Source organism: Pseudomonas sp. Pc102 (assembly GCF_018408275.1).
Classification (GTDB): Bacteria; Pseudomonadota; Gammaproteobacteria; order Pseudomonadales; family Pseudomonadaceae; genus Metapseudomonas; species Metapseudomonas tohonis.
Window position 1 is genome coordinate 4,075,056 of record NZ_AP021905.1, and the last position, 26,396, is coordinate 4,101,451.

28 protein-coding genes are annotated in these 26,396 nt (G+C 67.2%); 17 read left to right on the top strand and 11 right to left on the bottom strand.

From position 1 onward, the window contains the following. Positions 1 to 36 precede the first annotated feature (36 nt). Both PHLH3_RS18555 and PHLH3_RS18560 read right to left on the bottom strand, forming a co-directional pair. Positions 37 to 519 carry a GAF domain-containing protein gene (locus PHLH3_RS18555; protein WP_213625307.1) on the bottom strand — a complete coding sequence of 161 codons (483 nt, stop codon included), beginning with the start codon at positions 517 to 519 and terminating at the stop codon, positions 37 to 39. After that, positions 516 to 1,403: an ATP-binding protein gene (locus tag PHLH3_RS18560; protein WP_173178225.1), complete on the bottom strand. Its 888-nt coding sequence runs from the start codon at positions 1,401 to 1,403 to the stop codon at positions 516 to 518. Before PHLH3_RS18560 ends, PHLH3_RS18555 begins: the two co-directional genes overlap by 4 nt. Before the next feature lie 97 nt (positions 1,404 to 1,500). Between PHLH3_RS18560 and PHLH3_RS18565 the strand changes: the two genes are divergently transcribed. After that, positions 1,501 to 3,825, top strand: coding sequence for an ATP-binding protein (locus PHLH3_RS18565; RefSeq protein ID WP_213625308.1), 2,325 nt, complete (start codon positions 1,501 to 1,503; stop codon positions 3,823 to 3,825). On the opposite strand, the gene PHLH3_RS18570 is transcribed toward PHLH3_RS18565, so the two are convergent. From PHLH3_RS18570 to msrB, 3 genes are all read right to left on the bottom strand, one after another. Beyond that, on the bottom strand, positions 3,806 to 4,276 hold the full coding sequence (locus PHLH3_RS18570) for a MarR family transcriptional regulator (protein WP_213625309.1): 471 nt from the start codon (positions 4,274 to 4,276) through the stop codon (positions 3,806 to 3,808). The two genes, PHLH3_RS18565 and PHLH3_RS18570, sit on opposite strands and share 20 nt — an antisense overlap. Continuing rightward, positions 4,273 to 4,758 carry a glutathione peroxidase gene (locus PHLH3_RS18575; protein WP_173178228.1) on the bottom strand — a complete coding sequence of 162 codons (486 nt, stop codon included), beginning with the start codon at positions 4,756 to 4,758 and terminating at the stop codon, positions 4,273 to 4,275. Before PHLH3_RS18575 ends, PHLH3_RS18570 begins: the two co-directional genes overlap by 4 nt. Before the next feature lie 114 nt (positions 4,759 to 4,872). Continuing rightward, a complete protein-coding gene (msrB, locus tag PHLH3_RS18580; RefSeq protein WP_173178229.1) occupies positions 4,873 to 5,271 on the bottom strand; it encodes a peptide-methionine (R)-S-oxide reductase MsrB in 399 nt (132 codons plus the stop codon). A 147-nt stretch (positions 5,272 to 5,418) separates the two neighbouring features. Here msrB and PHLH3_RS18585 point away from each other — a divergent pair, with 147 nt between their 5' ends. The 4 genes from PHLH3_RS18585 to htpX all read left to right on the top strand — a co-directional run bounded on the left by PHLH3_RS18585 (position 5,419) and on the right by htpX (position 8,801). Continuing rightward, positions 5,419 to 6,630 carry a pyridoxal phosphate-dependent aminotransferase gene (locus PHLH3_RS18585; RefSeq protein ID WP_173178230.1) on the top strand — a complete coding sequence of 404 codons (1,212 nt, stop codon included), beginning with the start codon at positions 5,419 to 5,421 and terminating at the stop codon, positions 6,628 to 6,630. 11 nt (positions 6,631 to 6,641) lie between these two features. Further along, positions 6,642 to 7,388 (top strand): SDR family NAD(P)-dependent oxidoreductase, encoded by a 747-nt coding sequence (locus PHLH3_RS18590; protein WP_213625310.1) that lies wholly within the window; start codon positions 6,642 to 6,644, stop codon positions 7,386 to 7,388. 2 nt (positions 7,389 to 7,390) lie between these two features. After that, the gene (locus PHLH3_RS18595) at positions 7,391 to 7,843 is read left to right on the top strand and encodes a hypothetical protein (RefSeq protein WP_173178232.1); all 453 of its coding nucleotides are present in this window, start codon (positions 7,391 to 7,393) and stop codon (positions 7,841 to 7,843) included. An 85-nt stretch (positions 7,844 to 7,928) separates the two neighbouring features. Further along, a complete protein-coding gene (gene htpX / locus PHLH3_RS18600; RefSeq protein ID WP_213625311.1) occupies positions 7,929 to 8,801 on the top strand; it encodes a protease HtpX in 873 nt (290 codons plus the stop codon). Positions 8,802 to 8,860: 59 nt separating this feature from the next. On the opposite strand, the gene PHLH3_RS18605 is transcribed toward htpX, so the two are convergent. After that, positions 8,861 to 9,517, bottom strand: a complete 657-nt coding sequence (locus PHLH3_RS18605) for a thiopurine S-methyltransferase (protein WP_213625312.1) — start codon at positions 9,515 to 9,517, stop codon at positions 8,861 to 8,863. Between the two features lie 100 nt (positions 9,518 to 9,617). Here PHLH3_RS18605 and PHLH3_RS18610 point away from each other — a divergent pair, with 100 nt between their 5' ends. Beyond that, on the top strand, positions 9,618 to 10,385 hold the full coding sequence (locus PHLH3_RS18610) for a class III extradiol ring-cleavage dioxygenase (RefSeq protein WP_213625313.1): 768 nt from the start codon (positions 9,618 to 9,620) through the stop codon (positions 10,383 to 10,385). A gap of 118 nt (positions 10,386 to 10,503) precedes the next feature. Here the strand turns inward: PHLH3_RS18610 and PHLH3_RS18615 are convergent, their stop codons facing one another. Continuing rightward, entirely contained in the window at positions 10,504 to 12,183 is a 1,680-nt protein-coding gene (locus tag PHLH3_RS18615; protein WP_173178235.1) for a DEAD/DEAH box helicase, read from the bottom strand. Between the two features lie 360 nt (positions 12,184 to 12,543). Here PHLH3_RS18615 and PHLH3_RS18620 point away from each other — a divergent pair, with 360 nt between their 5' ends. Continuing rightward, positions 12,544 to 13,335 carry a crotonase/enoyl-CoA hydratase family protein gene (locus PHLH3_RS18620; RefSeq protein WP_213625314.1) on the top strand — a complete coding sequence of 264 codons (792 nt, stop codon included), beginning with the start codon at positions 12,544 to 12,546 and terminating at the stop codon, positions 13,333 to 13,335. Between the two features lie 20 nt (positions 13,336 to 13,355). Next, positions 13,356 to 14,090 (top strand): alpha/beta fold hydrolase, encoded by a 735-nt coding sequence (locus tag PHLH3_RS18625; RefSeq protein WP_244862909.1) that lies wholly within the window; start codon positions 13,356 to 13,358, stop codon positions 14,088 to 14,090. Here the strand turns inward: PHLH3_RS18625 and PHLH3_RS18630 are convergent. Then, positions 14,045 to 14,791 carry a spermidine synthase gene (locus PHLH3_RS18630; protein WP_173178238.1) on the bottom strand — a complete coding sequence of 249 codons (747 nt, stop codon included), beginning with the start codon at positions 14,789 to 14,791 and terminating at the stop codon, positions 14,045 to 14,047. The two genes, PHLH3_RS18625 and PHLH3_RS18630, sit on opposite strands and share 46 nt — an antisense overlap. 177 nt (positions 14,792 to 14,968) lie before the next feature. Here PHLH3_RS18630 and PHLH3_RS18635 point away from each other — a divergent pair, with 177 nt between their 5' ends. The 3 genes from PHLH3_RS18635 (at position 14,969) to PHLH3_RS18645 (ending at position 18,463) form a co-directional block, all read left to right on the top strand. Continuing rightward, positions 14,969 to 16,297 carry an NAD(P)-binding domain-containing protein gene (locus PHLH3_RS18635; RefSeq protein WP_213625315.1) on the top strand — a complete coding sequence of 443 codons (1,329 nt, stop codon included), beginning with the start codon at positions 14,969 to 14,971 and terminating at the stop codon, positions 16,295 to 16,297. Between the two features lies 1 nt (position 16,298). Next, positions 16,299 to 17,033, top strand: a complete 735-nt coding sequence (locus PHLH3_RS18640) for a sulfite exporter TauE/SafE family protein (protein ID WP_213625316.1) — start codon at positions 16,299 to 16,301, stop codon at positions 17,031 to 17,033. A 68-nt stretch (positions 17,034 to 17,101) separates the two neighbouring features. Continuing rightward, positions 17,102 to 18,463, top strand: coding sequence for a 3-deoxy-7-phosphoheptulonate synthase class II (locus PHLH3_RS18645; RefSeq protein ID WP_213625317.1), 1,362 nt, complete (start codon positions 17,102 to 17,104; stop codon positions 18,461 to 18,463). A 60-nt stretch (positions 18,464 to 18,523) separates the two neighbouring features. On the opposite strand, the gene PHLH3_RS18650 is transcribed toward PHLH3_RS18645, so the two are convergent. From PHLH3_RS18650 to PHLH3_RS18660, 3 genes are all read right to left on the bottom strand, one after another. Beyond that, positions 18,524 to 19,132: an FMN-dependent NADH-azoreductase gene (locus PHLH3_RS18650; protein ID WP_173178241.1), complete on the bottom strand. Its 609-nt coding sequence runs from the start codon at positions 19,130 to 19,132 to the stop codon at positions 18,524 to 18,526. A 126-nt stretch (positions 19,133 to 19,258) separates the two neighbouring features. Then, positions 19,259 to 20,266 (bottom strand): dienelactone hydrolase family protein, encoded by a 1,008-nt coding sequence (locus tag PHLH3_RS18655; protein WP_213630615.1) that lies wholly within the window; start codon positions 20,264 to 20,266, stop codon positions 19,259 to 19,261. Positions 20,267 to 20,424: 158 nt separating this feature from the next. Beyond that, positions 20,425 to 20,931 carry a DUF1993 domain-containing protein gene (locus PHLH3_RS18660; protein WP_213625318.1) on the bottom strand — a complete coding sequence of 169 codons (507 nt, stop codon included), beginning with the start codon at positions 20,929 to 20,931 and terminating at the stop codon, positions 20,425 to 20,427. 174 nt (positions 20,932 to 21,105) lie between these two features. Between PHLH3_RS18660 and PHLH3_RS18665 the strand changes: the two genes are divergently transcribed. The 6 genes from PHLH3_RS18665 to PHLH3_RS18690 all read left to right on the top strand — a co-directional run bounded on the left by PHLH3_RS18665 (position 21,106) and on the right by PHLH3_RS18690 (position 26,379). Then, positions 21,106 to 22,014 carry a LysR substrate-binding domain-containing protein gene (locus PHLH3_RS18665; RefSeq protein ID WP_213625319.1) on the top strand — a complete coding sequence of 303 codons (909 nt, stop codon included), beginning with the start codon at positions 21,106 to 21,108 and terminating at the stop codon, positions 22,012 to 22,014. A 114-nt stretch (positions 22,015 to 22,128) separates the two neighbouring features. Continuing rightward, positions 22,129 to 23,328: an MFS transporter gene (locus PHLH3_RS18670; RefSeq protein WP_213625320.1), complete on the top strand. Its 1,200-nt coding sequence runs from the start codon at positions 22,129 to 22,131 to the stop codon at positions 23,326 to 23,328. A gap of 10 nt (positions 23,329 to 23,338) precedes the next feature. Continuing rightward, entirely contained in the window at positions 23,339 to 23,686 is a 348-nt protein-coding gene (locus PHLH3_RS18675) for an MmcQ/YjbR family DNA-binding protein (RefSeq protein ID WP_173178245.1), read from the top strand. 84 nt (positions 23,687 to 23,770) lie between these two features. Beyond that, positions 23,771 to 24,079 carry a DUF2834 domain-containing protein gene (locus PHLH3_RS18680; protein ID WP_111260384.1) on the top strand — a complete coding sequence of 103 codons (309 nt, stop codon included), beginning with the start codon at positions 23,771 to 23,773 and terminating at the stop codon, positions 24,077 to 24,079. Between the two features lie 3 nt (positions 24,080 to 24,082). Continuing rightward, entirely contained in the window at positions 24,083 to 24,661 is a 579-nt protein-coding gene (locus PHLH3_RS18685) for a putative glycolipid-binding domain-containing protein (protein ID WP_213625321.1), read from the top strand. A 152-nt stretch (positions 24,662 to 24,813) separates the two neighbouring features. Continuing rightward, the gene (locus PHLH3_RS18690; protein ID WP_173178247.1) at positions 24,814 to 26,379 is read left to right on the top strand and encodes a PAS domain-containing methyl-accepting chemotaxis protein; all 1,566 of its coding nucleotides are present in this window, start codon (positions 24,814 to 24,816) and stop codon (positions 26,377 to 26,379) included. The last annotated feature ends 17 nt before the right edge of the window (positions 26,380 to 26,396 follow it).

Below are 26,396 nucleotides of genomic sequence, written 5' to 3' on the forward strand. Positions count from 1 at the left end.
CCCGGCACTTGCCGGGCTTTTTCATGGCGCAGCCGATCAGCAGTCGGTCAGGCGCAGGAAGATCGCCGCCAGGTGCTCGATGCCGGCCTGGTCCTGCTCCTTGAAGCGGCCGATGCGCGGGCTGTCGAGGTCGAGCACGCCGATCAGCCTGCCGTCCTTCACCAGGGGCACCACCAGCTCGCTGTTGGACGCGCTGTCGCAGGCGATGTGGCCGGGGAAGGCATGCACGTCCTCGACACGCTGGGTCTCGCGGGTGCGTGCCGCAGCGCCACAGACGCCCCGGGTGAAGGGGATGCGCACGCAGGCGACCTTGCCCTGGAAGGGGCCGAGTACCAGCTCTTCCTGCTTGTTGAGGTAGAAGCCGGCCCAGTTCAGTTCGGGCAGCTCGTTATAGAGGAAGGCGGAAAACTGCGAGGCATTGGCGATGAAGTCGCGCTCGTCGGCGAGCAGCGACTCCAGTTGGGCCGCCAGCAGGGCGTAGCCCTCCAGGCCGGCACCGGCTTGTTGCAGGTCGATCATGGGGAAGTCTCCAGCAGCGCCCGGCCAACCCATTGGCGGGCGAATTGATAGGCGCAACGGCCATTGCGGTTGCCGCGCCCGAGGGCCCAGCGGATGGCCGCCTTCTCCAGCTCCTCGTTCCACTCCCAGGCCAGCCCGGCGGGGGCCAGGGACTCGATCCAGTGGCGCACCACGGCGAGGAAGTGCTCCTGGGTGAAGGGATAGAAGGACAGCCAGAGGCCGAAGCGGTCGGACAGGGCGATCTTGTCTTCCACCGCCTCGTTGGGGTGCAGCTCGCCGTCGACCATCTGCCAGTGCTCGTTGTCGCTCTCCTTCTCCGGCACCAGGTGGCGGCGGTTGGAGGTGGCGTAGAGCAGCACGTTGTCCGGTGCGCGCTCGAGGGAGCCGTCGAGCACGCTCTTGAGTACGCGGTAATCACCCTCACCGGACTCGAAGGAGAGGTCGTCGCAGAACATCACGAAGCGCTGCGGCAGCTTGGCCACCAGCTCCACTATGCGCGGCAGGTCGGCGAGATGATCGCGCTCGATCTCGATCAGGCGCAGGCCGACGCCCGCGTGAGCGGCCAGCAGCGCGCGCACCAGGGATGACTTGCCGGTGCCCCGGGCGCCCCACAGCAACGCATGGTTGGCGGGCAGGCCGTCGACGAACTGGCGGGTATTGCGCGCCAGCTGCTCACGCTGTGCATCGACGCCGATCAGGTCGGTGAGGTTGAGGTCGAGGCTGACTTCCAGCGGCTGCAGGTAGCCGCCGCGCCCCTCGCGGTGCCAGCGCGCGGCGAGGCAGTCGCTCCAGTCGATCTCGGGGCGCAGGGCGGGCAGCAGGGGCTCCAGGCGCGCGAGCACGGCATCGGCGCGCTCGAGGAAGGCATTCAAACGGGAATCCACAATAAACTCCTTGATTCAGCTCGGAGAGCCGGGCTGTCGGCAGGTGGGATAGGCTATGCTTGGCAAGCCCACGGAACAAGGCCAAATCTTCTCGCCCATGGATATCCCGCTCACCCAACGCCTGTCGTTCAAGCAGGCCAGCATCACCGTGCTGGTGGCGTTCGTACTCGGGACACTCCTCAGCATCATCCAGGTCGGCATCGACTACGCCAGCGAGAACGCCTCGCTGGAACGCGAGATCAATGCCCTGCTGGAAATCAGCCACAACCCTGCCGCCCGCATCGCCTACAACATCGACGCCGAACTGGCCCAGGAGCTGGTGCTAGGGCTGCTACGTTCGCCGGCAGTGATCCGCGCCGAGATCATCGACAACAGCGGCGCCGTGCTCGCCAGCGTCAACCGACCACGCACCGAAAGCGACTACCGCATCTTCAGCGACTTCCTGTTCGGCGAGCGTCGCGACTTCCAGGACCCGCTGTACATCGCCCACGCCCCCTCGGAGACCCTCGGCCTGCTGCGCCTGGAAGTGGACACCTTCGCCTTCGGCAACCATTTCCTGCGCCGCTCCATGCTCACCCTGCTGTCGGGCTTCGTCCGCAGCCTGTTGCTGTCGCTGATCCTCCTGGTGCTCTTCTACGGCATGCTCACCAAGCCCCTGGTGGGCCTGATCCGCGCCCTCAGCGAAGGCGACTCGCGCAACCCGGTGGACAACCGCCTGCCCTGCCCTCCCGGCCATGAACAGGACGAGATCGGCGTGCTGGTGGATGTGATCAACCGCCAGTTGGCCAACCTCTTCGCCGAGATGGAACAGCGCCGCGATGCCGAGGATCGCCTGACCCAGTACCTCGCCGAACTGGAGAACATCGTCTCGGCGCGTACGGCCGAGCTGAAAGCCACCAACAGCCGCCTCAGCCAGTCCAACCAGGAACTGGACATGGCCCGCACCCACGCCATTGAAACCGCCCAGGCCCGTGCCGCCTTCCTGGCCAACATGAGCCACGAGATCCGCACCCCGCTCAACGGCCTGCTCGGCATGCTCTCGCTGACCCTGGACAGCCCCCTGAACCCCGAGCAGCGCCAGCAGCTGACCATCGCCCACGACTCGGGCAACGTGCTGGTCGAGCTGCTCAACGACATCCTCGACCTGTCCAAGTTCGAGGCCGGCCAGCTTGAGCTGGAGGCCATCCCCTTCGACCTCGGCGTGCTGGTGGAAGACACCGCCAGCCTGCTCTCGCAGAACGCCGCACCCGGCGTGGAACTGAGCTGCGTGATCGACCCGCGCATGCCTTCGCTGGTGGTCGGCGACCCGACGCGGGTCCGGCAGATCGTCAGCAACCTGCTGTCCAACGCCCTCAAGTTCACCCGCTTCGGCCGCGTCGACCTGCGCGTCACGCCCACGGCCGAGGGCGTGACCGTCAGCGTGCGCGACACCGGCATCGGCATCTCCAGCGAGGCCATGCCCAAGCTGTTCCAGCCCTTCGCCCAGGCTGGCGCCGGCATCACCCGCCAGTTCGGCGGCACCGGGCTCGGCCTCGCCCTCACCCGGCGCCTCTGCGAAGCCATGAACGGCAAGCTGCACGTGCGCTCGGAAGAAGGCATCGGCAGCCTGTTCAGTGCCGAGCTGCCGCTGGCCAGCCATGCCAATGCCACGACGGCACCGGCGTTGCAGGGGCGCGTCATCGCCCTGTGCGCCGCAGGCAGCGGCCTGGCCGAACTGCTGAAGACATGGCTGCCGGCCTGGGGCATCAACTACCAGCGACGCGACGTCGACACCAGCCTGGCGGGCCAGGTGTTCGACCAGGTCATCACCGACTCGCCGGAACACCTGCAGCGCCTGCGCGGCGAAAGCACGGCGCCGATCCTGCTGATCACCGGCTACGGCAACTTCATCCAGGGCGAACAGGCCGCCCCGCTCGCGCCCCTGCAGCAGCTGGCCCGACCGCTGGCCCGCTCGGCGCTCTACCAGGCGCTGCGCCGCAGCCTGCAGGCCCAGCCGGACGAACCCGCACCCACGCCGGCACCCAAGCAGCGCCTGGCGCGCTCGGCACGCGTGCTACTGGTGGAAGACAACGCGGTGAACCAGTTGGTGGCCAAGGGCATGCTCGGCAAGCTGGGTTGCGAGGTGCTGATCGCCGCCCATGGGGGCGAGGCCCTGCAGATGCTCGCCGAAGAACCCGTGGACCTGGTGCTGATGGACTGCAACATGCCGATCATGGACGGCTACGAGGCCACCCGGCGCATCCGCCAGAGCGGCAACTGGCCGGGCCTGCCCATCGTCGCGCTGACCGCCAACGCCCTGCCGGACGAACGCGAACGTTGCCGCGCCGCCGGCATGGACGACTACCTGGCCAAGCCCTTCCGCCGGGAAGAGCTGGTCGCCCTGCTGGACAACTGGCTGCCGGCTACCCAGCCAACCCAGTGAAGCGCCCGAGCAGTTCGGACAACCGGCTGCGCAGCTCCACCATCTCGTTGAGGTCCAGGCCGCTGCTGCAGATCAGCTCCGCGCGCAGCGCCGGCACCTGCTCGCGCAGCGCGACGCCGGACTCGCTCAACCCCAGGTGCACCTCGCGCTCGTCATGGGCCGCACGACGGCGCAGCACATGGCCGAGCTGCTCGAGGCGCTTGAGCAGCGGTGTCAGGGTGCCGGAGTCCAGCATCAGACGCTCGCCCAGGGCCTTCACCGTGGGCTGCTCGGGCGGCATGGCGTGCCACTCCCAGAGCACCAGCATGACCAGGTACTGCGGGTAGGTCAGGCCCAGCTGTTCGAGCAGGGGCCGGTAGCCACGGATCACGGCGCGCGAGGCGGCGTAGAGCTTGAAGCACAGCTGGTTGTCCAGCAGCAGGTCGGCGTCGGGCGATTCGGGCAGGGTCATTTCAGCAGCGCTTCGATCTCGGCGGTGAGCTCTTCCGGCTTGGTGGTCGGCGCGAAGCGCTTCACCTGGCGGCCTTCGCCGTCGATCAGGAACTTGGTGAAGTTCCACTTGATGCCCTTGCTGCCCAGGAGGCCGGGCGCGCGGTTCTTCAGCTCGACATAGAGCGGGTGGGCGTCGGCGCCGTTGACGTCGATCTTCTTGAACAGCGGGAAGCTGACGCCGAAGTTCAGCTCGCAGAATTCGGAGATGGCGCCCTCGTCACCCGGCTCCTGCTTGCCGAACTGGTTGCAGGGGAAGCCGAGCACCACCAGGCCCTTGTCCCTGTACTGCTGCCAGATGCTCTCCAGGCCCTTGTACTGCGGGGTGAAGCCGCACTTGCTCGCGGTATTGACCACCAGCACGGCCTTGCCGCCGAAATCGGCCAGCGTCTTCTGCTCGCCCTTGATGGTGGTGACGGGGATATCGAAAAGCTTCGCGCTCATATGGTGTACCTGCAGTTGGAAGGGGGATGACGGCGACAAAAATAGCTCGCAATTGAATTGCGTGCAATTTAAATACAGCGAAAAAAGGCCCGCTCATCGGGCGGGCCCCTTCGATCAGCCTTCGCGAGGAACCAGCTTCAGCGACACCGAATTGATGCAGTAGCGCAGGCCGGTCGGGCGCGGGCCATCCGGGAACACATGGCCCAGGTGCGCTTCGCAACGGGCGCAGCGAACCTCGATGCGGTGCATGCCGTGGCTGAAGTCCTCCTTCTCCTCGATCGCACTGCCGTCCACCGGCTGGAAATAGCTCGGCCAGCCGCTGCCGGAATCGTACTTGGCATCGGAGTCGAACAGCGCCGCGCCGCAGCAGGAGCAATGGTAGATGCCCGGCGTCTTGGTGCCGTTGTACTCACCGGTGAAGGGACGTTCGGTGCCCCCCAGGCGACAGACGTGGAACTGGGCTTCGCTCAGCTCTTCACGCCAGGATTCAAGGGGTTTGTCCAGCTTTTCCATGGGTCACCTCGGCTACGGAAAAAAGCCCGACCAGTACCTTTTCCGGTCATCGGGCCGCACGTATCATGCGTGGCTTTAGACGCCAGTCTGGCAGCGGCGTTACAGGCTGCCAAGGCGCAGTTTCCTCAGATCGGGACACGAACCACCATGCAGGTCAGCAAATCGAACAAGCTCGCCAACGTCTGCTACGACATCCGCGGGCCCGTGCTCAAGCACGCCAAACGCCTGGAAGAGGAAGGCCACCGCATCCTCAAGCTGAACATCGGCAACCCGGCGCCGTTCGGTTTCGAAGCCCCCGAGGAAATCCTCCAGGACGTGATCCGCAACCTGCCGACCGCCCAGGGCTACAGCGACTCCAAGGGGCTGTTCAGCGCGCGCAAGGCGGTGATGCAGTACTACCAGCAGAAGCAGGTGGAAGGCATCGGCATCGAGGACATCTACCTCGGCAACGGCGTGTCCGAGCTAATCGTCATGTGCATGCAGGCGCTGCTCAACAACGGTGACGAGGTGCTGATCCCGGCCCCCGACTACCCGCTGTGGACCGCCGCCGTGAGCCTGGCCGGCGGCAAGCCGGTGCACTACCTGTGCGACGAGCAGGCCGACTGGTTCCCCGACCTCGAAGACATCAAGGCCAAGATCACCCCCAACACCAAGGCCATGGTGATCATCAACCCGAACAACCCCACCGGCGCCGTGTACTCCAGGGAACTGCTGGAGGGGATGGTCGAGCTGGCCCGCCAGCACAACCTGGTGCTGTTCTCCGACGAGATCTACGACAAGATCCTCTACGACGAAGCCGTGCACATCTCCACCGCTTCCCTGGCACCGGACGTGCTCTGCCTGACCTTCAACGGCCTGTCCAAGTCCTACCGCGTGGCCGGCTTCCGCTCCGGCTGGGTCGCCATCTCCGGGCCCAAGCAGCGTGCGCAGAGCTACATCGAAGGCATCGACATCCTGGCCAACATGCGCCTGTGCGCCAATGTGCCGAGCCAGCATGCGATCCAGACCGCCCTGGGCGGCTACCAGAGCATCAACGACCTCGTGCTGCCCAACGGCCGCCTGCTGGAGCAGCGCAACCGTACCTGGGAACTGCTCAACGACATCCCGGGCGTCAGTTGCGTCAAGCCCATGGGCGCGCTCTACGCCTTCCCACGCATCGACCCGAAGGTCTGCCCCATCGTCAACGACGAGAAGTTCGTCCTCGACCTGCTGCTCTCCGAGAAGCTGCTGATCGTCCAGGGCACTGCCTTCAACTGGCCGTGGCCGGACCACTTCCGCGTGGTCACCCTGCCCCGCGTCGACGACCTGGAGCAGGCCATCGGCCGCATCGGCAACTTCCTCAAGTCCTATCGCCAGTAAGGAACGCCAGCATGGGCCAGGCCAGACGCTACCTGCTCACCGGTGCCAGCTCCGGCATCGGCATGGCCCTGGCCCGGCGCCTCGCCAGCCAGGGGCATGACCTCGCCCTCGCCGCACGCCGCGAGGAAACCCTGCAGCAGTTGGCCGAGGAACTGCGCAGCCAGTACGGCCGCACCATCGCCGTGCTGCCGCTGGACGTCACCGACTACGCCGCCTGCCAGGACGCCGTAGGCCTCGCCCGCAACGCCCTGGGAGGGCTCGACGGTTTGATCGCCAACGCCGGCATGGGCCTGGCGGGCAAGGCCGGCAGCGGCCGCTTCGAGCGCTACAGGCAGACCCTGGAAACCAACCTGCTCGGCGCCATCGCCTGCCTCGATGCCGCCACCGAACTGTTCCGCGAACAGGGCCACGGCCACCTCGTCGCCATCGCCTCGGTCGCCGGCAAGCGCGGCCTGCCCGCCACCGCCGGCTACTCGGCGAGCAAGGCCGGGCTGATCAGCTACATGGAATCCCTGGAGCTCGAACTGCACCGCAGCCCCATCGCCACCACCCTGATCCTGCCCGGCTACATCGATACGCCGATCAACCAGGACGCCGGCCCACGCCCGTTCCTCATCGACGTCGAACGCGGCGCCGAACTGATCGCCCGACACATCGAGAAACGCTCCCGCAGCGCCTATGTGCCCGGCTGGCCCTGGGCCCTGATCGGACGCCTGCTGCCCCTGCTGCCCACCTCGCTGATCGCCAGGGCTCTGTGACCATGGACCTGCAGATCGACGACTTCTACAAGGACTGCGCGGCTGGCATGCTGATGCTCTACCAGGCCTTTCCGCGCAAGGTCGCCCTCTATATCGAGGACCTGATCGGCCACGAGGAACCCGACGAGTTCGGCCTCCCCAGCAAACGCCACCAGGGCTGCCTGGGCGCCCTGATCTGGCTGGCCGAAGAGGGCTACATCCGCTACGAAAGCACCATCCGCTACGAGGCGCTGGACCAGGCCGTACTCAGCGAGAAAGGCTTCCTGCGCCTGTCCCGCACCCTGCCCCATGCCGTGCGCAGCGACGATGAACTGCCACCCAGCGTGCGCCGCGTCCACGCCACCCTCGCCCACCAGCTGCGCGAGGCCCTGGCCAGCCGCAACAGCGAACGCACCGCCCGCCTCACCCGGTTGCTCTTCGTCGGGACCGGCGGCACGACAGGCGACACAGTTTGAAATAGAGCCCAGGTTGAATAGGCATCTGGCGCACCTTATATAACCCCGCATTACACCGTCTTTCCCTGAGGAGACCGCTTTAACCATGATGCGCATCCTGTTGTTCGTGGCCACCAACCTCGCAGTCCTGGTGATCGCCAGCATCACCCTGAAGCTGCTGGGCGTAGACCGCTTCACTGGCCAGAATTACGGCAGCCTGCTGGTGTTCTGTGCCGTATTCGGCTTCGCCGGCTCCCTGGTCTCGCTGTTCATCTCCAAGTGGATGGCGAAGATGAGCACCGGCACCGAAATCATCACCCAGCCCCGCACCCGCCACGAACAGTGGCTGCTGCAGACCGTGGAGCAACTGTCCCGCGAAGCCGGTATCAAGATGCCGGAAGTGGGCATCTTCCCTGCCTACGAGGCCAACGCCTTCGCCACCGGCTGGAACCGCAACGACGCCCTGGTCGCCGTGAGCCAGGGCCTGCTGGAGCGTTTCTCGCCCGATGAGGTGAAGGCGGTGCTGGCGCACGAGATCGGCCACGTGGCCAACGGAGACATGGTCACCCTGGCGCTGATCCAGGGCGTGGTGAACACCTTCGTGATGTTCTTCGCGCGCATCTTCGGCAACTTCGTCGACAAGGTGATCCTGAAGAACGAGGAAGGCCACGGCATCGGATACTTCGTCGCGACCATCTTCGCCGAGCTGGTCCTGGGCATCCTCGCCAGCATCATCGTCATGTGGTTCTCGCGCAAACGCGAATACCGCGCCGACGAAGCCGGCGCCCAGTTGGCCGGCACCAACGCCATGATCGGCGCCCTGCAGCGCTTGCGCGCGGAACAGGGCGTGCCGGTGCAGATGCCCGACAGCCTCACCGCCTTCGGCATCAACGGCGGCCTGAAGAACGGCCTCGCCGGCCTGCTGATGAGCCACCCGCCACTGGAAGACCGCATCGAGGCCCTGCGCCGCCGCGGTTGATCCACGGCAAACGAAAAAGGCGGCCAACCGGCCGCCTTTTTCATGTCCGCGCGATACCCCTAGCGGCGCTGCAGGCGGAACACCGGCTCGAACAGCTCATCCAGCCCACGGGAGGCAAACTTCCAGTTCTTCTCCAGCACGTCCTGGCGCTCCAGCAGCTCCACGCGCCAATCCGCCCCGAAGCGCTGCCGCACCTCCGCCTCCGGCACCGAGAACGGCGGGCCGTCGAGGCGTTCCTGTCCATATTCCAGGGTCACCATCAGCCCTTCGCAGCGAGCCGGAAGAATCGAACCCAGATGCGCCGCATAGCGTTCGCGCATATCCGGCGGCAGGGCGATGAGCGCCGCGCGGTCATAGAGCCCGGTACAGTCCGCGACCTCCCGCGCATCCAGGGCGAAGAAATCACCCAGGAGAATCTCGACGGCGCCCGCGCTGTAGCGGATCAGGGCGCCCTCATCGCGGATCTCGGGCTGCAACCCCTGCTCGGCGAAGAACCCGGTCACCGCCTTCTCCGCCAGTTCCACCCCCAGCACCCGATACCCCTGTGCGGCCAGCCAGGCCAGGTCCAGGGTCTTGCCGCACAAGGGCACCAGCACCCGCGAGCCAGGCGCCAGGCCAAGCGCGGGCCAGTAGTGCCGCAAATAGGTGTTGACCTCATCCAGATGAAAACCGATCTGGTCGTTGGCCCATCTGTCCTGCCAGAAACGCTCGTGCACGATCCACCTGCCGATTCGATAGGAACACTCAAGAATTTATGCTGGATGCCGATACGTCCAGCCCCGAAGATGGCGCTCATCCTAACGGAGGAAGCGCCCGATGTTACCCAGTCTTTTCATTTCCCATGGCTCCCCGATGCTCGCACTGGAACCTGGCGCCAGTGGCCCCGCGCTTGCGCGGCTCGCCCGCGAGCTGCCACGCCCGGAAGCGATCCTGGTGGTCTCCGCCCACTGGGAAAGCGAGCGCCTGGCCATCAGCGGCGGCACGCAGCTGGAGACCTGGCACGACTTCTACGGCTTCCCGCCCGAACTCTACGCGGTGCGGTACCCAGCCCACGGCGCCCCGGCGCTGGCCGCCGATGTGCAGCGTCTGCTGAGCGAACACGACCTGGACGCCGCCATCGACCCACGGCGCCCTATGGACCATGGCGTCTGGGTGCCGCTGTCGCTGATGTACCCGGAGGCGGATGTCCCGGTGCTGCAACTGTCCCTCCCCAGCCGTCTCGGCCCCGCCTTCCAGACCCGCGTCGGCCGCGCCCTGGCTGCCCTGCGCGAACGCGGCGTGCTGCTGATCGGCTCCGGCAGCATCACCCACAACCTGGGCGAGCTGAACTGGCGCGCCGGGCCGGAAGTGATCACCCCCTGGGCCCTGGAATTCCGCGACTGGATGGTCGAGCGCCTGGAGGCTGGCGACGAGGAAGCCCTGCACGACTACCGCACGCTGGCACCCCACGCCCGCCGCAGCCATCCCAGCGATGAACACCTGCTGCCGCTGTATTTCTCCCGTGGCGCAGGCGGTGACTTCGGCGTGGCGCACAAGGGCTTCACCCTCGGCGCGCTGGGGATGGATATCTACAGGTTCGGTTGAGCGCGAGGAAGGGCAGCCCTGCAGCCTTGGGCGAATGAATTCGCCCCTACAGGAGTGCCCCCAAACCACCGCCCATAAAAAAGCCCCGCGAGTGCGGGGCTTTTTCGTCAGGCGTGGATCAGTCTTCGCGATAGCGGCGCAGCTTCAGGGACTTGCCCGCGACGCGGGTGTCCTTGAGCTTGCCCAGCAGGCGATCCAGGCCGTCTTCCGGCAACTCGATCAGGCTGAATGTCTCGCGGATCTGGATGCGACCGATGGCGTCACGTGCCAGGCCACCCTCGTTGAGGATGGCGCCGAGCAGGTTCTTCGCGGCGATGCCGTCGCGAGTCCCCAGCGCGGTGCGGCAACGCACGCGGCCTTCGGTCAGCGGCAGCGGAGCACGACGCTCGCGGTACTCGCTGCGCTCAGTGCTGCGCTCGCCATCACGCTCACGACGCTCGCGCGGCTGGGAGGCGCTCGGCACCAGCGGCTGCTCGCGCTCGACGTCGGCGAGGTTCAGCGCCTGACCGTTGGTGGCCTTGCGCAGCAGCGCTGCGGCCAGGGCACGCGGGCTGCAGCCGATGTCGGCGATCAGGCGATCCAGCAGCTCGCCATGGCTGGCCTCGGCATCGGCCACCAGGGGCGCGAGGCTGGCGGTCAGCTTCTTGATGCGCGCGTCCAGCACCTGCTGGGCGTTGGGCAGGCGGACTTCGGCGACCTTCTGGTTGGTCACGCGCTCGATCACCTGCAGCATGCGGCGCTCGCGCGGGGTGACCAGCAGCAGTGCACGACCATCGCGACCGGCACGGCCGGTACGGCCGATACGGTGCACGTAGGACTCGGGGTCGTACGGCATGTCCACGTTCACCACGTGGGTGATGCGCGGTACGTCGATACCACGGGCAGCGACGTCGGTGGCGACGACGATGTCCAGGCGGCCGTCCTTGAGGGACTCGATCACGCGCTCACGCTGGTTCTGGGCGATGTCGCCGTTCAGCGCAGCGGCCTTGTAGCCCTTGGCTTCCAGGGCGGAAGCCAGGTCCAGGGTGGCCTGCTTGGTACGTACGAAGGCGATCAGGGCGTCGAATTCCTCGACCTCCAGCAGGCGCAGCACGGCACCGACCTTCTGGTCGGCATGGACCATCAGGTGAGCCTGCTCGATGCGGGCCACGGTCTGGGTCTTGGCGGCGATCTTGACGTGCTGCGGCTCTTTCAGGTGACGCTCGGCGATCGAACGGATCGACGGCGGCAGGGTGGCGGAGAACAGCACGCTCTGACGGCTTTCCGGCAGGGCCTGGAAGATCACTTCCAGGTCGTCCATGAAGCCGAGCTTGAGCATTTCGTCCGCTTCGTCCAGGACCAGTTGCTGCACGGTGGCGAGCATCTGCTCGTCACGGCGCAGGTGGTCGCACAGGCGGCCGGGGGTGGCCACGATCACCTGGGCGCCCTGGCGCAGGGCCTTGAGCTGCGGGCCCATGGGCGCGCCGCCATAGACGGCGACCACGTTCAGGCCGGGCATCTGCTTGGCGTAGGTTTCGAAGGCGGTGGCGACTTGCAGTGCGAGCTCGCGGGTCGGTGCCAGGATCAGCGCCTGCGGCTCGCGTTTGGCCGGATCGATACGGGAGAGGATGGGCAGCGCGAAGGCTGCTGTCTTGCCGGTACCGGTCTGGGCCTGGCCAATCATGTCGTGGCCGGCGAGGATCACCGGAATCGACTGGGCCTGGATGGGAGATGGCTCTTCATAGCCGACAGCCGAGATGGCTGCGAGAACGTTGGGATGAAGTCCGAGCGCGGCGAATCCGCCGATATCCTGGGTCATGGGTCTGCCTCATGTGCATCCGCAAAGACCCAAATCCCAGAGCTGCATATGCCGAAAGACCTTGTGGGTCACCCTGGCAGCCTGGGAGAGAATTTGCGAGTTGCTTATTGATATGGATGTAACGTCAAGGGTAGTCCGCGAAGCGGACGGTGCAGCCGAAGGCGAATGCCTCGAAAAATGCAGTTCCTGAACGGGGCCGGTTAAGGCCGGCGCAAATCATACCGGAAAAAGCTGACCGTCGCGCGTGTTTTTCACATGTTCGTCATCAACGCCGCCGGACGGTCATTCCCCGTGGACAACGACCCACGCCCCGGCTATATCCTCCATGCCCCCGCCCCTTCCACGCCAAAGGACCCACCCATGACCCAAGCCACCCCTGGCCGCGTTAGCCGTGAGAAACGCGGCCACGTCCTGCTGCTCGGACTGGACCGTACCGCCAAGCGCAATGCCTTCGACCAGGCGATGCTCGATGACCTGGTCACTGCATTGGGCGAATACGAGCGCGATGACGACGCGCGCTGCGCGCTGGTCTTCGCCCATGGCGAGCACTTCACCGCGGGGCTGGACCTGGCCAATGTCGCCGAGACCTTCAGGAACGGCTGGCAGTTGCCGGAGGGCGCGGTCGACCCCTGGGGCACCTTCGGCGGCGAGCGCCTTTCCAAACCGCTGATCCTGGCCGTACAGGGCTACTGCTTCACCATCGGCATCGAGCTGATGCTGGCCGCCGACATCAACCTCTGCGCCAGCAACACCCGTTTCGCGCAGATGGAGGTACAGCGCGGCATCTTCCCGTTCGCCGGCGCCACCCTGCGCCTGCACCAGGCCGCCGGCTGGGGCAACGCCATGCGCTGGCTGCTCACCGGCGATGAGTTCGATGCCCACGAGGCCTACCGCCTCGGCCTGGTTCAGGAAGTGCTGGCCAGCGAGGAGCTGATGCCCCGTGCGTTGTGGCTGGCAGAACGGGTCGCCGCGCAGGCACCGCTGGGCATCAAGGCCACCCTCGCCTCGGCGCGCCAGACTGTGAGCGAAGGCGAGCAGGTCGCCGCTCGCAACCTGCCGGCGGTGGCCAAGCGCCTGCTGGGCTCCGAAGACGCCCAGGAAGGCGTACGCGCGATGCTCGAACGCCGTCCGGGCGAATTCAAGGGGCGCTGATCCTGGCGACAATCACCCTGGTGCTGCTGCCGGGCATGGATGGCAGCGGCGAGCTCTTCGCTCCATTGATCCAGGCACTGGGTAGCGACCTGCACACGCAGGTCGTGCGCTATCCGGCGCAGCAACCGCTCGGCTATGCGCCATTGATGGATCAAGTCAGGCAGCAACTGCCCCTTGGCCGGCCATTCATCCTGCTCGGCGAATCCTTCTCCGGCCCCATCGCCATCAGTCTCGCGGCCGATCGCCCCGCCGGGCTGCGGGGACTGGTGCTCTGCTGCACCTTCGTCCGCAACCCTCACCCCCGCCTCGCGTGGCTGAGCGGCCTGCTGCCGCTTCTGTCTCCGCGGCAGGCTCCCCGCGCCCTGCTGAGCCAGTTGCTGCTCGGCAGGTTCGCCACCCCGGCACTGAACCAGGCCCTGGTCGACGCACTGGCGCCGTTGTCATCGGCGACCCTGCAGGCCCGGCTGCGCGCGGTGCTGGATGTGGATGCCACCGGGCACCTGCAGCGGATCCAGGTGCCGCTGCTGTACCTGCAGGCGGCGGAGGATCGGCTGGTGCCAGCTGACGCTGCCCGGCTCATCGAACGCTATTCAGGGGACTTTCGATGCCTGCGACTGGAGGCCCCGCACTGCCTGCTGCAAGCCAGGCCGCACGAAGCCGCCCAGGCACTGGAAGGCTTCGCTAAGACGGTCGGGATCGATCAGGGCGATCAGGTCGCCGGGCGCAGCACGTCCAGCAGGGGTTGCAGCGAGTAGCCCAGGCGCGGCGCCAATGCCTCGCAGCGGGCGGCCAGGGCCTCGACGTCCAGTTGCTGCTCGAGATCGGCGGGGACGATGAGGATGACGTTGCCCTCCTTCACCGGGCACTCCCAGTAGTGGCGGTGGTAGAGACCGCGCAGCAGGGCGGCGCCCAGCGGACGACCGTCGTTGCCGGCCCACTGGTTGATCACCAGCCAGCCACCGGGGTTGAGGCGCTTCTGGCAGTTTTCCAGGAAGCGCCAGGCGAGGTGGCCGACGCCGGGGCCGGTGTCGGTGTAGAGATCGACGAAGATCAGGTCGGCGGTCTCGGCGCTGTCCAGCAAATCAAGGGCATCACCGATGCGCACCGTGAGGCGCGGGTCGTCGTCGAGGCCGAGGTATTGCATGGCCAGGCGCGGCACCTCGGGACGCAGCTCGACCACTTCCACATCGTCCAGCGGCAGGAATTTCATGCACGCCTGGGTCAGGGTGCCGGCTCCCAGGCCGAGGAACAGTGCGCTCTCCGGGTACTCGTGGCACAGCGCGCCCAGCAGCATCGCGCGGGTGTAGTCGTACTCCAGCCAGCAGGGATCGGCAGTGAAGACGCAGCTCTGCTCCACCGCCTCGCCGAACTCGAGAAACCGGTACTCGCCCACTTCCAGCACGCGGATGACACCGAACTCGTCATGCACCTCCGCCAGCAAACGCTCCTCGCGCATCGCCACTCCCCCGTCCGCCCCCCGTGACATTTCGCACCAGGGGCGCGCCACAAAGGCGCCGTTTGCCATTGAAGCGAGGTGCCCTCACCTCGCCATAATCCGGGCATGCCGCAGGCCCAGCCAGGCGCTGCCCGAAAAAACCCGAGAAGAATAACAGCCAAGAGGTGTATCCCACTCATGTACGCCATCATCGGCGCCGGCCCCATGGGCCTTTGCGCGGCCCGCCAGTTGCAGAAGCATGGAATCCCCTTCGTCGGCTTCGAATTGCACGAGGACGTGGGCGGGCTCTGGGACATCGACAACCCCCACAGCACCATGTACGAGTCCGCGCACCTGATCTCCTCCAAGCGCACCACCGAGTTCAGCGAATTCCCGATGGCCGACGACGTGGCGCCCTACCCGCACCACAGCGAGATGCGCCGCTACTTCCGCGACTACGCCGAGCATTTCGGCCTGCGCGAGCACTACCAGTTCGGCACCCGCGTCCAATCGCTGGAGCGCCAGGACAAGGGCTGGAGGCTCACCAGCGAGCGCAACGGCGAGCGCCGCGAATGGCAGGTGGATGGCGTGCTCATCGCCAGCGGCACCCTGCATGCGCCCAACCAGCCGGAACTGCCCGGCCGCTTCGACGGCGAGCTGCTGCATTCGGCCGACTACCGCTCCCCGGCGCTGTTCGAGGGCAAGCGCGTGCTGGTGATCGGCTGCGGCAACTCGGCCTGCGACATCGCCGTCGACGCCGTGCACCGCGCCCGCTCGGTCGATATCTCGGTACGCCGTGGCTACTACTTCCTGCCCAAGTTCCTCCTCGGCCGCCCAATCGACACCTTCGGCGGCGCGGTGAAGCTGCCACGCCCGCTCAAGCAACGCATCGACGGCGCCCTGATCCGCGCCCTCATCGGCAAGCCCTCCGACTACGGCCTGCCCGACCCGGACTACCGCCTCTACGAATCCCACCCGGTGGTGAACTCCCTGGTGCTGCACCACCTCGGCCACGGCGACATCAAGGCGCGGCCCGACCTGGCCAGCGTCGAAGGCCGCCAGGTGGTGTTCCGCGACGGCAGCCGGGCGGACTACGACCTCATCCTCCAGGCCACGGGCTACAAGCTGGACTACCCCTTCATCGCCCGCGAGGAGCTGAACTGGCCCGAGCGCGCCGGGGCCCCGCAGCTGTACCTGAACATCTTCCATCCGCAGTACGACGACCTGTTCATGATGGGCATGGTGGAAGCGTCGGGCCTCGGCTGGCAGGGCCGCGCCGAGCAGGCCGAGCTGGTGGCGCTGTTCATCCGCCAGTGCCGGGCCGGCAGCGCCTCGGCCGAGGGCTTCCGTCGCCTCAAGGCCGAGCGCGCCGGGCAGCGCCTGGATGGCGGCTACGCCTACCTGGAACTGGAGCGCATGGCCTACTACGTGCACAAGGACAGCTACCGCAGCAGCGTGAAACGGCATATCGACGAGCTGCGCCGCGACCTGCGCGAACAGCCCGCCGACGCCCCCGCGCTGGCCTGAGGTGGGCGACGATGCCTGGCTCTGGCTGGGCCTGTTCATCCTCTTCGCCTATGGCCTGGAAGCCGTCACCGGCTTCGGCAGCACGGTGGTCGCCCTGTCCCTTGGCGCCCTGCTGCTGCCGATCGACCGGTTGCTGCCGGTGCTGGTGCCGCTGAACCTGCTGATGAGCGGCTACCTGGCCTGGCGCTACCGGCACCTGGCGGACTGGCCGCTGCTGCTGGGCGGCATCCTGCCGGCCATGCTCGTCGGCACCCTGCTCGGCTACGCCCTGCTGCCCTGGCTCGATGGCGACGCGCTGAAACGGGGCTTCGGCGTGCTGATCCTCTGGTTCGCCCTGCGCGAGCTGTGGCGGCAGAGGCGCGAACGCCCCCGGGGCCGCACGCCCCTCTGGATGACCCGCCTGCAGATCGGCGCCGGCGGCCTCTGCCACGGCCTGTTCGCCTCGGGTGGCCCGTTGCTGGTCTACGCGCTGGCCGCGACGCCCCTGGGCAAGGCGCGCCTGCGGGCCACGCTCGCCTGTGTCTGGCTCGGCCTCAACGGCCTGCTCAGCCTGGCCTTCCTGGTGGACGGCCGCCTGGTTCCCGCCCTGCCCCACCTGGCGCTCTACCTGCCGCTGCTGGCCATCGGCGTGGGGGCGGGCGAGTGGCTGCACCACCGCGTGGCCGAACGGTACTTCCGCACCGCCATCCACCTGTTGCTGTGCCTCTGCGGCGCACTGCTCGCCTGGCGTGCCTGAAGCGCTGGCAGCGCGGGGCCTTTCGGTTACCATGCGCCATCCGCCACACAGCCCTGATCGAGACCCTGATGAGCAACTTGTCGCCCAGCGCAGACTGGAGCCCGGAAAGCTGGAGAACCAAGCCGATCCTGCAACAGCCGACCTACCCGGACGCCGCGCGCCTGGCCCAGGTCGAGCAGACCCTGGCCAGCTACCCGCCCCTGGTGTTCGCCGGCGAGGCGCGCGAACTGCGCCGCCAGTTCAGCGAAGTCACCGAGGGCCGCGCCTTCCTCCTCCAGGGAGGCGACTGCGCCGAGAGCTTCGCCGAGTTCTCCGCCGCGAAGATCCGCGACACCTTCAAGGTGCTGCTGCAGATGGCCATCGTCATGACCTTCGCCGCCGGCTGCCCGGTGGTGAAGGTGGGCCGCATGGCCGGCCAGTTCGCCAAGCCGCGCTCGGCCGATGACGAAACCATCGATGGCGTCACCCTGCCCGCCTACCGGGGCGACATCGTCAACGGCATCGGCTTCGACGCCGCCAGCCGCGCGCCGGACCCGGAGCGCCTGCTGCAGGCCTACCACCAGTCCACCGCCAGCCTCAACCTGCTGCGCGCCTTCGCCCAGGGCGGCTTCGCCGATGTGCACCAGGTGCACCAGTGGAACCTCGACTTCATCGCCAACTCGGCGCTGACGGAGAAGTACAGCCAGCTCGCCGACCGCATCGACGAGACCCTCGCCTTCATGCGCGCCTGCGGCCTGGACAGCGCCCCGCAGCTGCGCGAGGCGAGCTTCTTCACCGCCCACGAAGCGCTGCTGCTGAACTATGAGCAGGCCTTCGTGCGTCGCGACAGCCTCACCGGCGGCTGGTACGACTGCTCCGCCCACATGCTCTGGATCGGCGACCGCACCCGCCAGCTGGACGGCGCCCACGTCGAGTTCCTGCGCGGCGTCGGCAACCCCATCGGCGTCAAGGTGGGGCCGAGCATGCCGAGCGAAGACCTGATCCGCCTGATCGACATCCTCAACCCGGACAACGACCCGGGCCGCCTCAACCTCATCGTGCGCATGGGCGCCGAGAAGGTCGGCGAGCACCTGCCGCGGCTGATCCGCACCGTGCAGGCCGAGGGCCGCAAGGTGCTGTGGAGCTCGGACCCGATGCACGGCAACACCATCAAGGCCTCCAGCGGCTACAAGACCCGCGACTTCGCCATCATCCTTTCCGAGGTGAAGCAGTTCTTCCAGGTGCACCAGGCCGAGGGCAGCCATGCCGGTGGCATCCACATCGAGATGACCGGGCAGAACGTCACCGAGTGCATCGGCGGCGCCCGCCCGATCACCGAGGACGGCCTCTCCGACCGCTACCACACCCACTGCGACCCGCGCCTGAACGCGGACCAGTCGCTGGAGCTGGCCTTCCTCATCGCCGAGACGCTGAAACAGGTCCGCCGCTGACGACGCCACCCCGGAAACGACGAAGCCCCGCAATCGCGGGGCTTCGTGCTTTCAGCGGGCTCAGGCGGCGGCGAAGAGTTCGCCGATGCGCTGCTGGGCACCCTTGATCGCATTGCTGCGCGGGTCTTCGCCGTAGGCCAGGCCTTCGGCACGGACGATCTCGATGTCGGTGATGCCGAGGAAGTTCAGCACCTGCACCAGGTAGGCCTCATGGGCCTGGCCGCTGGGCTGGCCGGCGTGGATGCCACCGGCGGTGGAGACGATCACCACCTTCTTGCCACCGGCGAGGCCCTTGGGGCCGTTCTCGTCGTAGGCGAAGGTCTTGCCGGCGACGGCGATGCGGTCGATCCAGGCCTTGAGCTGGGTCGGCACGGTGAAGTTGTACATCGGGGCACCGATGACGATGGCGTCGGCGGCGAGGAACTCCTCGAGGGTTTCCTCGGCCAGCTTCACTTCGGCCTTCTGCGCGGCGTCGCGCAGTTCCGCCGGGGTGCCGCCAGCCACCAGGCTGGCAGCGGAAAGGTGGGCGTAGGCATCGGTGGCGAGGTCACGGTAGCTGAGCTGGACGCCGGCATTGGCGGCCTGCCAGGCCTGCACCACGGCGCGGCTCAGTTGGCGGGAGGCGGAGGCGTCGCCGAGGATGCTGGAATCGAGGTGCAGAAGTTTCATGGGTATCCCCTGATCTGGCGATCACCGGATGTGATCGAAGTGGGGAGAATCCTATCCACGAAGCGAAAGCCTTATTAGTCGGCAAAAATGCGATGCACCGTCCCACCCATGAGACGAAACGGCAGATCAGCGCGACGAGGTCTGCAGGTCGCTCAGGGTCTGGGTGAAGAAGCGCACCGCCTCGGCGTTCAGCTCGCGGTGGATGGCGACCCGGTCGACGCCCTCGGCGTCCTGGCACAGCCGCGGCAGCATGGCGTCCATCTCGGCCGAGCACGGGGCCATGAACACGAAGTGCCCCGCCCCCGGCAGCAGGCGGAAATCCGGGGGATTGGGCAACCTGCGCTGCAGGGCCCCGGCGTTCTGCTCCAGTTGCAGGGTGCGATCGTCGTCGCCGGAATAGAGCAGCACCGGAACCTGTACCGGCTCCAGTTCCTTGCGGCCGAACATCAGGCCCAGCGGCGCCATCAGCATCAGCGCGCTGACCCGTGAATCGGCGATGGCTTCCAGGTCATCGCGGTCGGAGATCAGTTCGCCGGCATGCCCGCAGGCGTCGCTGTCTTCGGGCCACTGCCGGCAGTAGGCGCGCAGGCGCTCGGGCTCGGGCTGCGCGCCAGCGAGGATCAGCGCCGTCTCGCCACCGGCCGAGTAGCCGATCACCCCGACCCGCTCGGTATCCAGGCTGCCGGCCAGCATCGCGTCCTGCTCGGCGGCGTCGATGGCGGCGGTCAGTTGCAGCGGGCGACCGTAGAGGTTGCTCAGGGTGCCGCTGCGGCTCTGGTCCTTGTAGTTGTCACCGGTGTGCAGCACCGCCAGCACCACAAACCCGCGTCGCGCCAGTGCGGTGGCCAGGTCATGGTGGGCCAGGGGCGAGCCGCCGTTGCCGTGCGACAGCAGCACCAGCGGGAAATGGCCGCCGGCGATGGGGGCGTCCAGGCCGGCGTCGACCTGATAGAGGCCGAGCTCGGTACGCGTGGGCTCGCCCGCTGCCGGGTAGAAGGCGACCGCGCTCATCTCGCGCTGCTCGTCCACCGGGTCGGTGAGGACCAGGCGATGCACGCCGACCGCCTGTGCGCCGAATGCGGGGAGCGCCACCAGCAGCGACGCCAGGGCCAGTACTGCAGAAAGACGAACCAACATGGTGCTCACCTTCCGTTCCAGGTTCAGGAATCGGGCGTGCCTGCCATCAATTGCGCCTTGCTTCGTTCCTTGAGCCGGCAACGCCGACGGACCACTCCGCCGGCGCTACTCGCGTTGCATGGATCGCGCCACAGGAGCGTGACGCGGGGCAGCCGTCAGATGCCGCCGAGGAAATCCATCTTGCCGATCTTCACGCCGTTGTGGCGCAGGATGTTGTAGGCGGTGGTGAGGTGGAAATAGAAATTCGGCAGGGAGAAATTGAGCAGGAAGTCCTGGCCGGTAAAGCTGACCTCGTTGCCGCGCATCTTCAACACCACGGTGCGCGCCGCACTGCCCTCCACTTGCTCCGGGCGGATCTCTCGGATGAAGCCCAGGGTGCGCGCGATGCGCTCCTGCAATTCCGGGAAGCTCGCCTCGGTATCGGCGAAGGACGGCACTTCCAGTTCCGCCAGGCGGGCCGCGCAGCCTTTCACGGAGTCGGTGGCGATCTGCACCTGGCGCGCCAGTGGGAACATGTCCGGCGCCAGGCGCGCGCAGATGAATACCCCCGGGTCGATGCCCTGCGCCTCGGCATGGGCCGCAGCCTTGTCGAGGATGACGGAGAGATTGCCGAGCATGCGGGTGAAGACCGGGATGGAAGCCTCGTACATGGACAAGGACATGAGTGCTGACTCCGTGATGGCAGGGGGATCGGCCGGGCGAAGTGCCGGCGACGCTCCACGATACACCCGCAGCGGGCGGTGTGTGCAGCGGCGCGCGATTGTCCCGCCGCTGAAATCCGTGGCGCGGAATTCCCCGCCGATGCCATAGTTCGTCCCTTCCACAGGACGACCTTCATGCAAGATCTCAACGACCTCTTCTACTTCGCCAAAGTCGTCGAGCACGGCGGCTTTGCCGCGGCCGGACGCCTGCTGGGCATCCCCAAGTCGCGCCTGTCCCGGCGCATCGCCGAGCTGGAAACGCGCCTCGGCGCCCGCCTGCTGCAGCGCACCACGCGCAAGCTGGCGCTGACCGATGTCGGCGAGCGCTACCTGCGCCACTGCCAGGCGATGCTGCTGGAGGCCGAGCAGGCCGACGAAGCCGTGGCGTCGCTGACCAGCGAACCGCGCGGGCGTATCCGCGTGTCCTGCCCCACCGAGGTGGCACGCATGCGCCTGCGCCATGTGTTCCCCAGCTTCCTCCAGCGCTACCCGCAGGTGCAGCTGGAAGTGGTGCTGAGCAACCGCCGCATCGACCTGGTCAACGAAGGCGTCGACGTGGCGCTGCGTGTGCGTGAACAGTACGACGAGGACCCCTCGCTGATCTGCCGCCAGCTGAGCCCCGCCCGCGCCATGCTGGTGTGTGCGCCGAGCCTGCTCGAGGGCGTGACCCTGAACGGCCCGGATGACCTGCACCGGTTGCCGGCGCTCGGCGCTCTGGAGACCGACCGCCGCCTGCACTACCTGCTGCGCGACAGCCGGGGCAATCGCCGTGACATCGTCCTGGAAGCACGCCTGAGCATCGAGGACTTCGAGATCCGCAAGCTCGCTGCGCTGCAAGGCCTGGGCATGACCATGCTGCCGCAGATGAACTGCCAGCAGGAGCTGGAGGCCGGCACCCTGGTGCGCCTGCTACCGGGCTGGGAGCTGCCGGGCGGCAACCTGCAGGCGGTCTACACCCATCGACGCGGCATGCTGCCGGCGGTGCGTGCCTGGATCGAGCACCTGACCGAGGCCTGCCAGGCGGAGGGGCTGCAACCCATCTGATGCCTGCATGGGAGAGAAGCCGGGATAGAGAGGGATGGGAGATAGTTAGCTCGCTTTCATCCGCGCCCCGGCTGCGCGATGATGGCGCCACCCAGCCCCACCCGGACACGCCCCATGAGTGCCGCCGAGCAGTCTGCGACCGCCACCACCTTGCAGATCGTCTCCATCGTCTTCTTCACCTTCATCAGCTTCCTCTGCATCGGCCTGCCGCTGGCCGTGCTCCCGGGCTACGTGCACAACGACCTCGGCTACGGCTCGCTGTTGGCGGGCATCGTCATCAGCACCCAGTACGCCTCCACCCTGCTCTCACGCCCCGTGTCCGGCGGCGTGGCCGATCGCCAGGGGCCCAAGCGCGCCGTGCTCTACGGACTCGTCGGTTGCGCACTGAGCGGCGTGCTGACCCTGGCCTCCACCTCGCTGCAGCAGTTCCCCACCCTGAGCATGGCGCTGCTGCTGGCCGGGCGCGTCGCCCTCGGCGTGGCCCAGGGCCTGGTGGGCACCGGCTCGATCAGTTGGGGCATCGGCCGGGTCGGCGCCGAGAACACAGCCCGGGTGATTTCCTGGAACGGCATCGCCTCCTATGGCGCGGTGGCCCTGGGCGCGCCACTTGGTGTGCTGATGGTCTCGCATCTCGGGCTGTGGAGCATGGGCGCGCTGATCACCCTGCTCGGGCTCGGCGCCCTGGCGCTGGCCTGGAACAAGGCCGCCGCCCCCATCGTCCAGGGCGTGCGCCTGCCATTTCGCAACGTCTTCATGCGCATCGCCCCCAACGGCACGGCGCTGGCACTGGGCTCCATCGGCTTCGGCACCCTGGCCACCTTCGTCACCCTGTACTACGCCAGCCGCGGCTGGGACGGCGCCGCCTGGTGCCTGACCGCCTTCGGCTGCGCCTTCATCGGTGCGCGCCTGCTGTTCGCCGGCGCCATCAACAGCCGTGGCGGCTACCGGGTGGCCATCGCCTGCCTGGGCATCGAAAGCCTCGGCCTGCTCCTGCTGTGGCTCGCCCCGCAACCCTGGCTGACCCTCTGCGGCGCGGCGCTGACCGGCTTCGGCCTGTCGCTGGTGTACCCGGCACTCGGTGTCGAGGCCATCTCGCGCATTCCCGCTTCCAGCCGCAGCTCGGCCCTGGGTGCATATGCGGTGTTCTTCGACCTCGCGCTGGGCATCGCCGGGCCGCTGATGGGCGCCATCGCCAGCGGTTTCGGCTTCGGCGCCATCTTCATGGTTGCCGCCGGCATGGCCCTGGCGGGTATGCTGCTCGGCCTCTACCTGCTGCGCGTCGACGAACGTGGCGCGCCGGATCGCCACCCCTGAAGGAACGCCCATGACTGCCGACGAAATAGCCGCCTTCTGCCTGCAACTGCCGGGCGCCCGGGAAGACCTCAAGTGGGGCAGCAACCGGGTGTTCTCGGTTGCCGGCAACAAGATGTTCGCGATCCTCGACTTCCTGGGCGACGGCCTGGCCTTCAAGGTCGATGCCGATCTCTTCCTCGGCCAGGTCGATCGCCCCGGCATCCGCCCGGCGCCCTATCTCGCCCGCGCCCACTGGATCACCCTGGTGATGCCGCCACCGATGGGCGACGAAGAGCTGCGCGCAGCGCTGACCCGCTCTCACCAACTGGTGGTCGCGAAACTGCCGAAGTACAAGCGCGCCGGCCTGCTGCTGGACTGATCCCCCGGCTGCGACAATCGGCCCGCTGCGCAGGCGACGCGGCCCCTCTATCGTCCGCGTTCAACTCATAACAAGGACGTCACCATGCTTGCGCGCCTGTCCGCTCTCCTCGCCCTGGTCGCCTTCGGCGGCTATACCCTCCATGTCATGTCCATCAGCGAACAACCGCTGCTGGAGTTCGGCGCCCAGTTGATGAGCCGCCCGGATACGGCACAGGTGGTGATCGATCTCTACCTCGCCTGCGGCCTGATCGGCATCTGGATGTACCAGGACAACCGCCGCCAGGGACGCGGGCTCCTCTACCTGCTGCCCTTCTACCTGGTGACGGCCGTGTTCGCGTCCATCGGCCCGCTGCTCTACCTGGTGCTGCGCCGCCCCACCGCCAAGGAGTGAAGGATGAAGGCCACCGCACTGTGGCAGCACATCTGGAACGACCAGGCCCCGGCCAGGGGGCTCGAACAGCTGCGCCTGGACGGCAGGCAGGCGGACGCCTCGATGCTGGCCTTCGATGAAGGGGGCGAGCCCTATCGCCTGGTCTACCGGATGGATTTCGACGAGCGCTGGCGACCCAGGTGCTGCCACATCCGCGTCGAAGGCGGGTTCGGCGTGCGCGAGCTGCACCTGCGCCGCAATCCCCGCAACGAATGGCGCGACGGGCCAGGCAATCGCCTGCGAACGCTGGACGGCTGCCAGGACCTCGACCTCTGGCCGACGCCGTTCACCAACAGCCCGGCCGCCTGGCGTCTCGGCCTGGCGCACGATCAGCGCGAAGAGATCGCCGTCGTCTTCATCGAGGCGCCCACGCTCGAAGTGCGCGTGATGCATCAGGCCTACACGCGCCTGGACGCACGCCACCTGCTGTACCAGAACCTCGACGGCAGCGGTTTCCATGCCGTGCTCAGGCTGGCCGCCGACGGCCTGGTGGAGGACTACCCCGGACTGTTCCAACGCCTGCGCAGAGCGCCTCCCTGCTGAGGCCGTTGCCACCGCGAAGGCTCTAGGGCGCCATTCGCGGGAAAAATTCCCGATCATGAACTGTAAAGTCTTAGATACACTTCACAGAAATTTTCGGCTCAACTTTAGTGCGTGCAGGCCGATACCCGCTCTAAGCCTTGCGGAAGAACAATATGAGAAACAATCAGCCAGTCACTCAACGCGAACGTACTTTCCCCGCCCAGCAACGCCTGATCTCGACCACGGACAGCAAGGGTGTGATCACCTATTGCAACGAAGCCTTCACCGATATCAGCGGCTACAGCCGTGACGAGCTGATCCGCTCGCCGCACAACCTGGTGCGCCACCCGGACGTCCCGCCCGCCGTCTTCGCACACATGTGGACCACCCTGAAGAAGGGCCGCCCGTGGATGGGCATCGTCAAGAACCGCTGCAAGAACGGTGATCACTACTGGGTCAATGCCTACGTGACGCCGATCTTCGAAGGCAGCCAGGTCGTCGGCTACGAGTCGGTGCGGGTCAAGCCCACCGCCGAGCAGATCCGCCGCGCCGAGGCGCTGTACCAGCGCATCAACACCGGCAAGTCGGCCATTCCCGGGCGCGACCGCTGGTTGCCCGTGGTGCAGGACTGGCTACCCTTCATCCTCATCAGCCAGATCGGCTTCATGATCGGCGCCTGGCTCAACTCGCACTGGGGCTTCCTTCTCGCCGCGCTGCTTTCCGTGCCTCTGGGCCTCACCGGGCTGGCCTGGCAGAACCGCGGCATCAAGCGCCTGCTGCACCTGGCCGAACAGACCACGTCCGACCCGCTGATCGCGCAGATGTACACCGACAGCCGCGGCGCCCAGGCACGCCTGGAGATGTCCATCCTCAGCCAGGAGGCGCGCCTGAAAACCTGCCTGACCCGCCTGCAGGACACCGCCGAGCACCTCACCGAGCAAGCCAGGGAAGCCGATGCGCTGGCCCACAACAGCTCCGAGGGGCTGGAACGCCAACGCGTTGAGACCGAGCAGGTGGCCACAGCAGTGAACCAGATGGCCTCGACCACCCAGGAAGTGGCCAGCAATGTGCAACGCACCGCCGATGCGACCCAGGAAGCCAACCGCCTCACCGGCCAGGGCCGCAGCATCACCGCCGAGACCCGCGAGGCCATCCAGCGCCTGTCGCGCGCGGTGGGCGAGACCGGCGAGACCGTCACCCGCCTGGCACAGGACAGTAACGAGATCGGCGGGGTGGTCGATGTGATCAAGGGCATCGCCGACCAGACCAACCTGCTGGCACTGAACGCCGCCATCGAAGCGGCGCGTGCCGGTGAGATGGGCCGGGGCTTCGCCGTGGTCGCCGACGAGGTGCGTCAGCTGGCGCAGCGCACCGCCGAATCCACCGGGCAGATCCACCAGCTCATCGCCCAGTTGCAGAAGACCGCCGAGGAGGCCGTGCGCACCATGGAGGCCGGTCGCCGCCAGGCCGACGAAGGCGTGGAGCGCGTTCTGCAAGCCGACCAGGCCCTGGTGGGCATCAGCGAGGCGGTGGCCAACATCACCCAGATGACCGACCAGATCGCCGCCGCCACCGAGGAGCAGAGCGCCGTGGCCGAGCAGATCAACCAGAGCATCAGCAGCATCGCCCAGCTCGCCGACCAGACCTCCGGGGAGGCCCAGCGCACCGTGCTGCTCAGCGAAGAGCTGACCACCACCGCGCAAGGCCAGTACTCGCTGGTCGACCGCTTCAACCGCTGAGTCAACGGGTATGAAAA

What these genes read in the sequence shown, in the direction of transcription:
- PHLH3_RS18595 (WP_173178232.1), top strand. Translation starts at nt 7,391, where the DNA reads ATGGACCTGCAGATCGACGACTTCTACAAGGACTGCGCGGCTGGCATG.
- PHLH3_RS18635 (WP_213625315.1), top strand. Translation starts at nt 14,969, where the DNA reads ATGTACGCCATCATCGGCGCCGGCCCCATGGGCCTTTGCGCGGCCCGC.
- PHLH3_RS18665 (WP_213625319.1), top strand. Translation starts at nt 21,106, where the DNA reads ATGCAAGATCTCAACGACCTCTTCTACTTCGCCAAAGTCGTCGAGCAC.
- htpX (WP_213625311.1), top strand. Translation starts at nt 7,929, where the DNA reads ATGATGCGCATCCTGTTGTTCGTGGCCACCAACCTCGCAGTCCTGGTG.
- PHLH3_RS18675 (WP_173178245.1), top strand. Translation starts at nt 23,339, where the DNA reads ATGACTGCCGACGAAATAGCCGCCTTCTGCCTGCAACTGCCGGGCGCC.
- PHLH3_RS18610 (WP_213625313.1), top strand. Translation starts at nt 9,618, where the DNA reads ATGTTACCCAGTCTTTTCATTTCCCATGGCTCCCCGATGCTCGCACTG.
- PHLH3_RS18590 (WP_213625310.1), top strand. Translation starts at nt 6,642, where the DNA reads ATGGGCCAGGCCAGACGCTACCTGCTCACCGGTGCCAGCTCCGGCATC.
- PHLH3_RS18615 (WP_173178235.1), bottom strand. Translation starts at nt 12,183, where the DNA reads ATGACCCAGGATATCGGCGGATTCGCCGCGCTCGGACTTCATCCCAAC.
- PHLH3_RS18575 (WP_173178228.1), bottom strand. Translation starts at nt 4,758, where the DNA reads ATGAGCGCGAAGCTTTTCGATATCCCCGTCACCACCATCAAGGGCGAG.
- PHLH3_RS18650 (WP_173178241.1), bottom strand. Translation starts at nt 19,132, where the DNA reads ATGAAACTTCTGCACCTCGATTCCAGCATCCTCGGCGACGCCTCCGCC.
- PHLH3_RS18555 (WP_213625307.1), bottom strand. Translation starts at nt 519, where the DNA reads ATGATCGACCTGCAACAAGCCGGTGCCGGCCTGGAGGGCTACGCCCTG.
- PHLH3_RS18645 (WP_213625317.1), top strand. Translation starts at nt 17,102, where the DNA reads ATGAGCAACTTGTCGCCCAGCGCAGACTGGAGCCCGGAAAGCTGGAGA.
- PHLH3_RS18660 (WP_213625318.1), bottom strand. Translation starts at nt 20,931, where the DNA reads ATGTCCTTGTCCATGTACGAGGCTTCCATCCCGGTCTTCACCCGCATG.
- PHLH3_RS18585 (WP_173178230.1), top strand. Translation starts at nt 5,419, where the DNA reads ATGCAGGTCAGCAAATCGAACAAGCTCGCCAACGTCTGCTACGACATC.
- PHLH3_RS18670 (WP_213625320.1), top strand. Translation starts at nt 22,129, where the DNA reads ATGAGTGCCGCCGAGCAGTCTGCGACCGCCACCACCTTGCAGATCGTC.
- PHLH3_RS18690 (WP_173178247.1), top strand. Translation starts at nt 24,814, where the DNA reads ATGAGAAACAATCAGCCAGTCACTCAACGCGAACGTACTTTCCCCGCC.
- PHLH3_RS18630 (WP_173178238.1), bottom strand. Translation starts at nt 14,791, where the DNA reads ATGCGCGAGGAGCGTTTGCTGGCGGAGGTGCATGACGAGTTCGGTGTC.
- PHLH3_RS18680 (WP_111260384.1), top strand. Translation starts at nt 23,771, where the DNA reads ATGCTTGCGCGCCTGTCCGCTCTCCTCGCCCTGGTCGCCTTCGGCGGC.
- PHLH3_RS18620 (WP_213625314.1), top strand. Translation starts at nt 12,544, where the DNA reads ATGACCCAAGCCACCCCTGGCCGCGTTAGCCGTGAGAAACGCGGCCAC.
- PHLH3_RS18685 (WP_213625321.1), top strand. Translation starts at nt 24,083, where the DNA reads ATGAAGGCCACCGCACTGTGGCAGCACATCTGGAACGACCAGGCCCCG.
- msrB (WP_173178229.1), bottom strand. Translation starts at nt 5,271, where the DNA reads ATGGAAAAGCTGGACAAACCCCTTGAATCCTGGCGTGAAGAGCTGAGC.
- PHLH3_RS18570 (WP_213625309.1), bottom strand. Translation starts at nt 4,276, where the DNA reads ATGACCCTGCCCGAATCGCCCGACGCCGACCTGCTGCTGGACAACCAG.
- PHLH3_RS18565 (WP_213625308.1), top strand. Translation starts at nt 1,501, where the DNA reads ATGGATATCCCGCTCACCCAACGCCTGTCGTTCAAGCAGGCCAGCATC.